At 75.8% G+C, this 12,103-nt stretch carries 8 protein-coding genes; 5 read left to right on the top strand and 3 right to left on the bottom strand.

Annotated features, from left to right (window positions below):
- Window positions 1–271: 271 nt before the first annotated feature.
- Window positions 272–1,249: an NAD(P)H-quinone oxidoreductase gene (locus ABD323_RS35645; protein ID WP_344446238.1), complete on the bottom strand. Its 978-nt coding sequence runs from the start codon at window positions 1,247–1,249 to the stop codon at window positions 272–274.
- Window positions 1,250–1,343: 94 nt separating this feature from the next.
- On the opposite strand from ABD323_RS35645, the gene ABD323_RS35640 reads away from it, so the two are divergent.
- The 5 genes from ABD323_RS35640 to ABD323_RS35620 all read left to right on the top strand — a co-directional run bounded on the left by ABD323_RS35640 (window position 1,344) and on the right by ABD323_RS35620 (window position 9,599).
- Window positions 1,344–2,108: a WXG100-like domain-containing protein gene (locus ABD323_RS35640; RefSeq protein WP_344446237.1), complete on the top strand. Its 765-nt coding sequence runs from the start codon at window positions 1,344–1,346 to the stop codon at window positions 2,106–2,108.
- Entirely contained in the window at window positions 2,105–5,980 is a 3,876-nt protein-coding gene (locus ABD323_RS35635; RefSeq protein ID WP_344446236.1) for a DUF6531 domain-containing protein, read from the top strand. The genes ABD323_RS35640 and ABD323_RS35635 overlap by 4 nt, the downstream gene beginning before the upstream one ends.
- Before the next feature lie 21 nt (window positions 5,981–6,001).
- Entirely contained in the window at window positions 6,002–6,295 is a 294-nt protein-coding gene (locus ABD323_RS35630; protein ID WP_344446235.1) for a hypothetical protein, read from the top strand.
- A 285-nt stretch (window positions 6,296–6,580) separates the two neighbouring features.
- On the top strand, window positions 6,581–8,821 hold the full coding sequence (locus ABD323_RS35625; RefSeq protein WP_344446234.1) for an FUSC family protein: 2,241 nt from the start codon (window positions 6,581–6,583) through the stop codon (window positions 8,819–8,821).
- 157 nt (window positions 8,822–8,978) lie between these two features.
- Complete coding sequence (locus ABD323_RS35620; RefSeq protein WP_344446233.1) at window positions 8,979–9,599, top strand: cyclodeaminase/cyclohydrolase family protein; 621 nt, start codon at window positions 8,979–8,981, stop codon at window positions 9,597–9,599.
- A 39-nt stretch (window positions 9,600–9,638) separates the two neighbouring features.
- On the opposite strand, the gene ABD323_RS35615 is transcribed toward ABD323_RS35620, so the two are convergent.
- Both ABD323_RS35615 and ABD323_RS35610 read right to left on the bottom strand, forming a co-directional pair.
- On the bottom strand, window positions 9,639–10,769 hold the full coding sequence (locus ABD323_RS35615) for a potassium channel family protein (RefSeq protein ID WP_344446232.1): 1,131 nt from the start codon (window positions 10,767–10,769) through the stop codon (window positions 9,639–9,641).
- A 66-nt stretch (window positions 10,770–10,835) separates the two neighbouring features.
- Window positions 10,836–12,103, bottom strand: a 1,268-nt coding sequence (locus ABD323_RS35610; protein WP_425556273.1) for a molybdopterin molybdotransferase MoeA, incomplete at its 5' end; no start/stop codon positions are given.

Genomic DNA, 12,103 nt, shown 5'->3' with positions numbered 1-12,103 from the left:
CGCCCGACGTCCGCGCGGCCGGTCGAATCCGGCAGGGCGGCGATGGCGGCAACGGTGCCGAGGTGGTGGGACGAGCGGAACCGGAGCGGTGCGAGCGGCGGGAGCGAGGGCATGGCCACGGTCGACGGTCCTTCCGACGGCCGACGGCCCCAGGGGCGGCGTCAGCGGCGGGACAGCTCCGCACCAGCGTCACACAGACCGCCCGCGCCAGCACTCCGGGCCGCCCCGCCCCTGCCCCCCGGGGAACCCCGCCACCCCGGCACCCGGCCCCTCACGCCTGGAGGACCACCTTGCCGACCTGCTCGCCCGCCTCCAGGGCCCGGTGGGCCTCGGCGGCCTCCGCGAGCGGCAGGACCCGGTCGATGACCGGCTTGACCACGCCCGACTCGACCAGCGGCCAGACGTGCTCGCGCACCGCCGCCACGATCGCCGCCTTCTCGGCCAGCGGACGCGGGCGCAGCGAGGTCGCCACCACCGCCGCGCGCTTGCGCAACAGCACCGAGAGGTCCACCTCGCCCTTCACCCCGCCCTGCAGGCCGATGATCACCAGGCGGCCGGCGACCGCCAGGGCGTCCACGTTCCGCTGCAGGTACTTGGCCCCCATGATGTCCAGGATCACGTCCGCGCCGTGCCCGTCGGTCGCCTCCGCCACCGCCGCCACGAAGTCCTGGTCGCGGTAGTTCACCAGCACGTCCGCGCCCAGGTCCCGGCACCGGGCCAGCTTCTTCTCGCTGCCCGCGGTGACCACCACCTTCGCCCCCACCGCCTTCGCCAACTGGATCGCCATCGTCCCGATCCCGCTCGCGCCCCCGTGCAGCAGCACCGTCTCCCCCGGGTGCAGGTGCGCGACCATGAAGAGGTTCGACCAGACCGTCGCGGCGACCTCGGGCAGCGCCGCGGCGGCGACCAGGCCCAGACCGCGCGGGATCGGCAGCAGCTGACCCACCGGCACCGCGACCAGTTCGGCGTAGCCGCCGCCGGCCAGCAGCGCACAGACCTCGTCGCCGACCGCCCAGCCGGAGACCCCCGGGCCGAGCGCGGCGATCCGGCCGGCGCACTCCAGGCCCAGGTACTCGGAGGTTCCGGGCGGTGGCGGGTAGAAGCCCTGACGCTGCAGCAGGTCGGCCCGGTTGACGGCGGTGGCGGCCACCTCGACCAGCACCTCGCCCTCACCGGGGACGGGATCGGCGACCTTGGCCCAGGTCAGGACCTCGGGTCCACCCGGCTGGGGAATCGTGATTGCGTGCATGGCTCGAAGCTACCCGCCCACCGCGTGGGCGGGTGGTAGGCGGCGTCAACTGTCGGGGCAGCGCGGGATCGACGCTGGCAGGCCTGCTTGTAAGATGATCGGCCATCAGTGGACAGCAGTACACCGGGGGCCCGCGTTGGCGATCGAACTGCCCGGCGAAGTGGTGGATTTCCTGCAGTTCATCGGGGTCAACTGGCCCCAGGTGAACGAGGACCACGTCCGGGAGTTCGCCTCCCACGTGCGCGACTTCGCAACGAACATCGACGGCACGCACCAGCAGGCCGGCGAGACCATCAAGGCCATGGGCGACGCCTACCAGGCGAACTCGTACGACCTGCTGGTCTCCAAGTGGGCCCACCTGTCGCAGGGGCACATGAGCGACCTGCTGAACGCCTGCCACGCGCTGGCCACCGCCCTGGACGCGGCCGCGGGTTACATCGTCGCGATGAAGCTGGAGTGCATCGCCGAACTCACGGCGATGGCGATCGCCTTCGCCGCCGACCAGGCCGCCGCCGTGGCCACCCTGGGCCTGGCCGAGGCCGCCGTGGCGCTGGTCATCAAGGGGGCCGAGGCGGCCGTCGACTTCCTCCAGCAGCAGTTGGTGCAGTACATCATCGCCCAGGTGGTCGAGGCGGCCCTCACGCCGCTGCTCGGGGTGATCGAGAAGGCGGTGGCCGGGATGACCTACTCGGCGCTGGAGGACATGCTCGGCGTCTCGGGGACCGGGACCGGCGACGGCTTCCGGATCCACCCGGAGGAACTGGACGCCCACGCCAAGGTCTTCGCCCAGCACGCGGAGGCCGTCAAGGGCCACGCACAGACCTTTTCCGGCAACATCGCGGGGTTGGACTTCACATGACCAAGCAAGTCGCACACGCCCTGCAGGACGTCGCCAAGAAGTCGGGCAAGGCCCTGGCCACCGATCTGGCCGATGCCTACCACGGCGTGCTCAAGGAGACCGAGCACGGCGCCGGTGCGGTCGCCAAGAACACGGCGAAGAAGGAGGCCGAGGCCGCCGAACACCTCGACGGGCTCAAGCGGCCCAGCCAAGCCGTACCCAAGCCCGGCCCGCCCAGGCCCGGCCCCCCGAGGCCCGGCCCGCCCAGGCCCGGCCCGTCCGGCACTCCCCGGCCGACGCCGCCCAAGCTGCGCGAGGACGCGGTCGACCCGAAGAAGACCGCCACCCCGGCGCGCAGCCGCACCACCAGGAGCGACCCGGTCGACGTCGCGTCGGGGGACATGGTGCTCTCGGCCACCGACGTCGCGCTGCCCGGCGTGCTCCCGCTGGCGCTCTCCCGCACGCACCTGTCCTCCTACCGGTGCGGCGGCTGGTTCGGCCGCTCCTGGGCCTCGACGCTCGATCAGCGCCTCGAGATCGACGAGCAGGGCGTGGTCTTCGCCACCGAGGACGGGATGCTGCTGACCTATCCGGTCCCGCAGCCGGGCGAGGAGACCGAGCCCGTCGAGGGCCCGCGCTGGCCGCTGCGCTGGGACGGCCGCTCGGGCGGCGCTATGCTGATCACCGACCCGCACGGCGGGACGAGTTGGCACTTCGCCGCGCTGCCCGGCGGGCCCGGCCCGCACGCCCGGGAGGCGGGCGCGCTGCAGCTCCCCCTGACGGCGGTGACCGACCGGAACGGGAACCGGATCGAGGTCCTGCACGACTCCGCCGGCGCCCCCTACGAGGTGCGCCACAGCGGCGGCTACCGGGTGGCGGTCGCCACCACGGGACCTCGGGTCACCGCTCTGAGCCTGCTCACCGCCGAGGGTGAACTCCCGCTGGTGGCCTTCGGCTACGACGGCAACGGCAACCTCGACGCCGTCACCGACTCCAGCGGCCTGCCGTTCCGCTTCGGCTACGACGAGGCCGCCCGGATCACCAGCTGGACCAACCGCGCCGGCCACCACTACCGCTACCTGTACGACCGCGCCGGCCGCTGCGTGCAGACCCGCGGCGACGGCGGCTTCCTGGACGCGGTCTTCTCCTACGACCCCGAGCAGCACCGCACCACCGTCACCGACTCGCTCGGCCACACGACCGTCTTCCAGCTCGACGAGTACGGTCGCCCGCTCAGCGAGTCCGCCCCCACCGGCGCCACGGCCACGACCGTCTGGGACCGCTACGGCCGGCTGCTCACGCGCACCGACCCGCTGGGAGCCGTCACCGGCTTCGACTACGACGCCGACGGCAACCTGTCGCGCACCACGCTGCCCGACGGCAGCACCGAGACCGCCGTCCACGACGACCGGCACCGGGTGGTGGAGCTCGTCGCGCCGGACGGCGCCCGCTGGCAGTACGGCTACGACGAGCGCGGCAACCTGGCGCAGAAGGTGGATCCGCTCGGCGCCCGCACCGGCTACACCCACGGCGACCGGGGCGAGCCGCGGTCCGTCACGGACCCGCTCGGCGCCAGGACCGAGGTGACCACCGACGCCGCCGGCCTGGTCAGCAGCGTCACCGACCCCCTGGGCGCGGTCAGCCGGTGCACCCGCGACGCCTTCGGCCGGGTCACCACCCTCACCGACCCGCTGGGCGCCGTCACCCGCTACGGCTGGACCCTCGAGGGCCGCCCGGCCTGGCAGGTCGATCCGGACGGCGCCCGCCAGGAGTGGACGCACGACGCCGACGGCAACCTGATCGAGCACCGGGACCAGCACGGCGCCACGACCCGCTACGAGTACACCTACTTCGGGCGGCTGGCCGCGCGCACCGAGGCCGACGGCGCCCGCTACACCTTCGCCTACGACACCCAGCTGCAGCTGGTGGCCGTCACCAATCCGGCCGGCGCCCGGTGGACCTACCGCTACGACGCGGTCGGCTCGCTGCTCGCGGAGACCGACTTCACCGGCCGCACCCTGCGCTACGACCGGGACCTGGCCGGGCAGCTGATCACCCGGACCAACGGTGCCGGGCAGAGCGTCAGTTACCTCAGGGACCCGCGCGGGCGCACCGTCGAGCTGGTGACCGAGGAGGGGACCACCCGGTTCGGCTACGACCCCGCCGGCCGGCTGCTGGAGGCCGCCGACGGCCGCGCGACGCTGCGCTACCGCTACGACGCCGCCGGCCGGACGCTGTCCGAGGAACGCGACGGCGCCGAACTGACCCACGCTTACGACCCGACGGGCCGGCGGATCCTGCGCCGCACCCCCGCCGGTGTGGAGAGCCGCTGGACCTACGACGCGGCGGGCCGGCCCACCGGCCTCGGCACCACCGCCGGCACGCTGGACCTGGAGTACGACCGGGCCGGGCGCGAGAGCGCCCGCCGCTTCGGTGCGGCCGAGCTCCGCTACGGCTGGGACGCGCTGGACCGGCTGGTCGGGCTGCGCCTGGCCACCGGCGGGGAGCAGGTACTGGAACGCTCCTTCGGCTACCGCGCCGACGGCGCCCCCGTGACCGGCGACGACGCGACCCACGGTCCGCTCGCCTACCAGCTCGACCAGCGGGCCCGGATCACGGCGGTGACCGGCGCCGACTGGTCCGAGAGGTACGCCTACGACCGCCTGGGCCGGGTGCGCACCTCACCGGAGGGCACCCTCGACGAGCGCGGCCTGCCGCGCACCAGCGGACGGACCTCCTACGACCACGACGGCCAGGGCCGGGTGGTCCGGCGCACCCGCCGGCTGCTCTCCGGCGGGCGGCTGACCTGGGAGTACCGCTGGGACGGCCAGGACCAGCTGACCGAGGTCGTGGTGCCGGACGGCACGCTCTGGCGCTACGGCTACGACCCGCTCGGCCGGCGCATCGCCAAGCGGCACCTCACCGCGGACGGCACGGGCGTCATCGAGGAGAGCAGCTTCGTCTGGGACGGCGCCCACCTCGCCGAGGAGCGGTACACCGGGCCCGGCGCGGCCCGCGGGCGGACCACCACCTGGGACTGGAGCGTCGGCGGCCAGCGCCCGCTCACCCAGCTGACCGAGGACGAGGTCGGCCGCCGCTTCCACGCGATCGTCACCGACCTCGCCGGCGCGCCCACCGAACTGGTCGACCAGCAGGGCGCCGTCTCCTGGAGCCGGCGCGGCACCGTCTGGGGCCAGGACGCGGTGGCCCCGCCCGAACCGGCGCCGGGCGCGGACGACTGCCCGCTGCGCTTCCCGGGTCAGTACCTGGACCGCGAGACCGGCCTGCACTACAACCTGCTGCGCTACTACGACCCGCGCGAGGCGCGCTACCTCAGCGCCGACCCGCTGGGGCTCGCGCCGGCGGACGATCCGTACGGCTACGTGCGCAATCCGCTCACCGGATCGGACCCGTTGGGGCTCGACTCCAACATGCTGGACTTCTACCACGGCACCACCAGGCCGGGCGCGGACAGCATCATCGGCAACGGCATCGACCCGAAGTTCAAACCCCGCCCGATGGACTTCGGGCACGGCGGCTTCTACGTCACCAACGACCGGCGGCAGGCCGAGCAGTGGGCCAAGAAGCTGGGTGAGCGGCGCGGCGAGGATCCGGCGGTGGTGCACTTCAGGGTGCCCAAGGACGAGCTCGACGCGATCGGCGGCCGCCGGTTCGGGCCCGGCGAGGACCAGGCACTGGAGGACTTCATCCGCAAGCACCGTGCGGACCGCAACGGCTCCCAGATGCACGGCCACGACTTCGTCGAGGGCAAGATGCTGCTGAACATGCCCTCCCTGCGGGATCCGCGGATCCCGATGAAGCTCAGCGGGCACCAGCTCGCCATCTACGGGCCGGGCAGCACCGACCTGTTCAATCGATCAGTTGTGAGGTAGTCAGTGGCCGGAGAATTCATCATGGCGGCCGACGAGGAGATGCAGGGGTTCTTCTCGGAGATCGCCGACGAGATGCAGGCGCTCTTCGCGATCGACCGGGCCGAGGCGGTGGCACGGCTCAACCAGTCCTGGGGCTCGATGGAGTTCGACCCCTACCCCGACCTGGTGTGCCACGAGTCGGCCGAGTACTGGGCCTACGGGATGTACTACGGCGACGTCGACTTCTGGGACGAGGACGCCGACCGCTCCACCTGGCAGGTCCGACCGCTCCCCGCGGCCGACTCCCCCGCCTGGACCCTCCCCCGGAAGGCCTGACCGGACCGCGGGCCGGCGCTCGGGCCGCGGTCCCGGGCCGCGGTCCCGGGCTGCGCGTCGGGCAGCGGTACGGAGAATGGAACAGGACGGGCCGCACCGCGCCGCAGCGCGCGGTGCCGCGTCCTGGACGGCGGGAGGAGTCGGCGATGAGTCCGGTTGGGACCAGACGAGGGCTGCTGAGGCCGGATGAGGCCTGACCGGCGGCGACTGCGGGCCCGCGGCGGGCCACCACCCGCCGCGCCCGGCCGCGCGCCGCGCCGTCGCGGTCCGGCGGGCTGAGGCCCGGTGTCCGGGTCGGCGCGGCCCGACGGACCCGACCGGCGCAGGCGGGCCCGGAACCTGGCCGCGCGGCGCGCGGCGCAGGTCACCGCGGCCGCGGCCGGCGGCTTCTACCTCGGCCGCTACGGCCTGCACCAGCCGGTGCTGGCCCTCTACGCGCTGATCGGCGCGGTGCCGCTGGGCGCCCTCGCGCAGATCCCCGGCTCCGGTCGGCAGCGCGCCGGCGCGACGGTGGCCGCGCTGCCGATCGCCCTGGCGCTCACCGCCACCGGCACCGCGCTGGCCCGGCTGACCGTGACCGCGGTGGCCGGCATGGTGGTGGTCGGCTTCCTGCTGGCGCTCGCGCCGCTGGCCGGCAGCCGGCCGGCCGGGGCCGCGCCCGGCCTGCAACTGCTCTACATCCTGCCCTCGTTCCCGCCGTACGCGCCGCAGGAGCTGGGCGCCCGGCTGGCCGGACTGGCGATCGGCATCCTCGGGCTGGCCGCCGCCGAAGTCCTGCTGCTGCCGCTGCAGGCCGGCCCGACCTACCGCGCCCTGCTCGCCGAGGCGGTGGAGGCCGCCGGCCAGGCCGCCGACCGGCTCGCCCACCCCGCCGGCGCCGGCGGCGTTCCCGACCCGGGCGAGCAGGCCCTGCGGGCCTTCGGGGATCGGCTGCGCCCCTCCCGGCTGCCGCCGGCCGAACGCCCGGCCGGACCGGGCCGCACCGCCCGCGCGCTCGCCCAGGCCGGCGGCGCGGCGCGCGAGTTACTGGCCCAGCTGGCGCAGCTGCAGGTGATCTGCGGCGCGCCGGACGGCCCCGGGCCGGACGAGACCTCCAGCGCCCTGCTGCGACGGATCGCGGGGGCCTGCGCGGACTGCGTGGCGACCCTGCGCGGCGGCCCGGCACCACCGGTCACCGCGATGGGCGAGGCGATCCACGCCTTCCAGGCCGAGCGGATCGAGCGGGCCCGGCAGGGCGGCGCGGACCGGCCCACCGTCCGGGCGCTGCGCCGCGAGTCCGGGGTGCTGGCGGCCGCCGCGCCGGCGCAGGTGCTCAAGTCCTCGCTGCGGATCGTGGTGGACGGCCGCCGGGCGGCGCCGCTGCACCCGGCGGAGCTGTACTGGTTCGCCCGCGCCACGCTGCCCGGGCTGTGGTGGCACCGCCTGCGCGGTCACCTGACCCCGCGCTCGGTCTACTTCCAGAACGCCGTGCGCACCACCCTGGGCCTGTCCGCCGCCCGGCTGACCGCCGGCGTCTTCAACCTCGCGCACGGCTTCTGGGTGCTGCTCGCCGTGCTGGCCCTGACCCGCACCACCGTGCTGCACACCTGGCAGGCGGTGCGCCAGGCGCTGCTGGGCACGCTGCTCGGCGCGCTGGCGGCCGCCGTGCTGCTGCTGGCGGCCGGCCGGCACACCACCGCCTACGCCGTGGTGCTGGTGCCGCTGATGCTGGTGGCCTTCACCTACGGCCCGCTGCTGGGTCTGGCCTGGGGACAGGGCCTGTTCACGCTGGTGGTCGCCACCGCCTTCGCCCAGCTGGCCCCGGCGACCTGGCAGCTCGCGCAGACCCGGTTCCTGGACGTGGCCACCGGCAGCGTGATCGGTCTGGCCTGCGGGCTGCTGGCCTGGCCGCGCGGGGCCCGCAGCGAGGTGCGCCGCGACGTGGCGGCGCTGCTGCGCGCCTGCGGTCCGGTGATCAAAGAGACCGCGGCCGCGCTGCTGGCACCGCCCGCCGAGCGGCGCCCGCCCGCGATCGGCCCCGGGGTGCACGCGCTCTGGCTGGCCCAGTCGTCCTACGCGCAGTACCAGAACGAGCCGGGCAGCCGGCTGGCCGGGCGGATCGACTGGCAGGCCGCGCTGATCGTCTCGCAGCACACCCTGCTGGGCGCCCAGGAACTGCTCGACGACCAGCACCGCACGCCGCGGCCCAGCGATCCGGCGACCGCGGCCCGGGTGCTGCGGTCGGCCGGGGCACTGGCCGCCGAGTGCGAGCGGCTCGCCCGGTGGATCAGCACCGACCCGGGTCCCACGGCCCCCGTTCCCGACGCCGCCGCCCGCGCCGCCGCCCTCTGCCACACCTCCGGCGACGCCCGCTCCGACGACGCCTGGCTGCGGGCCCGGCCCGGCCCGCGCACCACGCTGGTCCCGGACGCCCCGCCCGCGGCCGACGCCGCCGCCCTGCCGCTGCTGGTGGACCTGGAGCACTGGCTGAACGGACTGGCCGTCGACCTGGCGCGGATCCCGCCGGCCACCGCGGCGGCACCCTGACACGAACCAACTCCCTGCTGGTTCACCAGCGTTCACCACACCGTAGGGAGGCTTGGCACACTGCGCGGACAGGCCCGTCCCGGTACGGACCAGCGGAACTGACGGTCCGTCAGATATGGGAGTATGCGGGTACCGAACCTCCGAGGGAAGAGCCGCCGTGCGCGACGAGACGATCAGCGAATTCCTGGACCGCCTGGCCGACCGCGTCCCCGCCCCCGGCGGCGGCGCGTCCGCGGCCCTGCACGCCGCGCAGGCGGCGGCGCTGCTGGGCATGGTGGCCCGGTACAGCACCGGTGAGAAGTACGCCGCGCACCAGGAGGTGGTGGACCGGATCCTGCGCGAGAGCGACGCGCTGCGCGGCCGGGCGCTGACCCTGGCCGAGAGCGACGCGGCCGCGTTCACCGCCGTGACCAGGGCCTACGCGCTGCCCAGGGCGAGCGAGCCGGAGCGGGCCGCGCGCTCGGCGGTGATCGCCGAGGCGCTGACCGGGGCCGCCCGGCCGCCCGCCGAGGTGATCACGGCGGCGCTGGACGCGGTCGAGCTCGCCGAGGCGCTGCTCCCCATCGGCAACCCGAACGTGGTCACCGACATCGCGGCGGCCGCCGAGGCCGCCAGCGCCGCGGCCACCACCGCACGGGTCAACGTCGAGATCAACCTCACCGGCATCCGCGACGAGCGGGTGCGCAGCGGCCTGCTGGCGGAGACCGCGCGGGTGGACGAGATCGCCGCCCGGGCCGAGCGGGTCACCGCCGCCGTGCGCGCGGAGATCGCCAAGTGACGCAGGGCGGCTGAGCGGCACGCGTCCTGCCGCGCCCGGTCAGCGGCGCCGCGGCGCGACCCCGCGGCCGCCCGGGCCGGCGCCCTCGGGGCCCGGCTCCGAGCGCTGGATGGTGATCACCCGGTCGGTCGCCTGGAGGACGGCGGCCTCCGGTTCGGCGAAGTTCAGCAGCCGCCGGCCGCGCAACACCGCGACCACCAGGTCCGCGCACTCGCGCGGGCTGCGCCCGGACTCGGCGCCGGTGACCGGGCGTTCGACCACGTCCAGCCCCTGCCCGTAGGTCAGCAGGTCCTCCATCACGGCGCCGGCGTGCGGGCTGAGCATCGACATCCCCAGCAGCCGGCCGGCCGAACTGGAGCTGGTCACCACCACGTCCGCCCCGCTCTGCCGCAGCAGCGGGGCGTTCTCGTCCTCGCGGACCGCGGCGACCACGGTGGCCCCCTTGTTGAGCTGACGTACCGTCAGGGTCACCAGGACGGCGGTGTCGTCCCGCTCGGGGGCCACCACCACCCAGGCGGCCCTGGCCAGTTCGGCCCGGACCAGGGTCTCGGTACGGGTCGCGTCGCCGACCACGCCGACCAGTCCGTCCTGGGTGGCCTGCTCGATCACCCGGCGCTGCGGGTCGACCACCACGATCGACTCCCTGGCCACCCCCTGCCCCAGCAGCGTCTGCACGGCGCTGCGGCCCTTGGTGCCGTAGCCGACGATCACGGCGTGCTCGCGCACGGCTGCCCTCCAGCGTTCGATCCGCCACTGCCGGCGGGTCCGCTCGGCCAGCACCTCCAGCGTGGTGCCGACCAGGATGATCAGGAAGACCACCCGCAACGGGGTGATCACCAGGATGTTGACCAGCCGCGCGCCGTCGCTGACCGGGGTGATGTCGCCGTAGCCGGTGGTGGAGAGGGTGACGGTGGCGTAGTACGCGGCGTCCAGCAGGCTGACGCCGTCGCCGACGGTGTCGCGGTAGCCGGCCCGGTCCAGCCAGACGATCAGCGTGGTCGCCAGCAGGACCGCCAGCGCCACCGCGATCCGCAGGCCGACCTGGCGCAGCGGCGGCGCGCTGCGCCGCACCGGCAGCACGATCCGGCCGTCGGCGTCGCTGTCGGCCTCGGCGCGGCGGGCGGCCGGGGAACGGCGGCGCGGCGGCCACCAGGGCGGGTCAGCGGTCATGCGCTCCAGCATGCGGCCCACCGGGATCCGGGCGGCGCCGCCACGACGCGTGTCGCCGCGGCCCGCTCAGCGCCCGGTGGGGGCGTCCAGCAGCTCGACCCGCTCGCCCACCCGCAGACCGCCGGGCGGCACGACGGCCAGCGCGTCCGCCAGCGCCAGCCCGCGCAGCATCGCCGGGCCGTCGAACGCCAGCGGCACCGGCCCCTGCTCACCCAGCCGCACCGGCAGCAGCCGGGTGTCGCGGGAGTGGCCGCGCAGGGCGGCGCCGGCCCGGGCGAACCGGGCACGGCCCGCCGGGCGCCCGGACAGCGCGTCCAGCAGCGGCAGCGCCAGCGTGAGGGCCCCGGCCACCGCGGCCAGCGGATTGCCGGGCAGGCCCACCAGGTGGCGCGGCGACCCGCCCGCGGCGAGCGGCGGCAGCACGGCCAGCAGCATCGGGTGGCCGGGGCGCACCGCCACCCCGTCCACCAGCAGCCGCCCGCCGCACTCCGCCAGCGCCGCGTGCAGGAAGTCGACCGGGCCGGCCGCGGTGGCGCCGGTGGTCACCACCACCTCGGCCGGCGAGGAGCGCAGGGCGTCCCGGAGCAGCCCGAAGTCGTCCCGCAGGGTGCGCCGGCCCAGCAGCTGCGCCCCGGCCGCGGTCAGCCACGGCTGGAGCAGCGGCCCCAGCGCGTCGCGCACCAGCCCCGGACCGGGCAGTCCCGCCTGCTGCAGCTCGTCGCCGAGCACCAGCAGCTCCACGGTGGGCGCGCGGCGCACGGTCAGCCGGTCGTAGCCGCAGGCCGCGGCGAGCCCCAGGACGGCGGCGCCGACCGGGGTCCCGGCCGCCAGCAGCTGCTCGCCCCGCCGGCACTCCTGCCCGCGCGGCCGGACGTCCTGGCCGGGGACCGGACCGCCGGCGACCGCCGGGTGCAGCGTGCCCTCGCTGCTGGGGATGCCGGTCGGCTCGAGCCGGCCGTGCTCGCGGCGCAGCACGGCGGTGGCGCCCGGCGGCAGCTGCGCGCCGGTGGCGATGGCGGTGGCCCAGCCGTCCGCGAGCGGCGGCGGGGTCCGGCCGGCCAGCACCCGGCCCGACAGCCGCCAGGGCCCGGGCCCGGAGACCGCCCAGCCGTCCATCGCGGAGGTGTCGAAGGCCGGCAGGTCGGTGAGCGCGGCCAGCGGTTCGGCCAGGGTGCGGCCGAGCGCGTCGGCGAGCTCGCGGGTGACGGCGGGCAGCGGCGTGGCGCCCGCCCGGCGCGCCACCGCCCGGGCCTGCGGCCAGTCCAGCTCGCCGACCGGGGCGCCGGCAGTGGCCGCGGCGCCGGCGGTCGTGGGCGGGAGGGGTGCGGCGGTCG

This window comes from Kitasatospora nipponensis (assembly GCF_039528135.1).
Lineage (GTDB): Bacteria > Actinomycetota > Actinomycetes > Streptomycetales > Streptomycetaceae > Kitasatospora > Kitasatospora nipponensis.
This window is presented reverse-complemented; position numbering and strand designations above follow the sequence as displayed.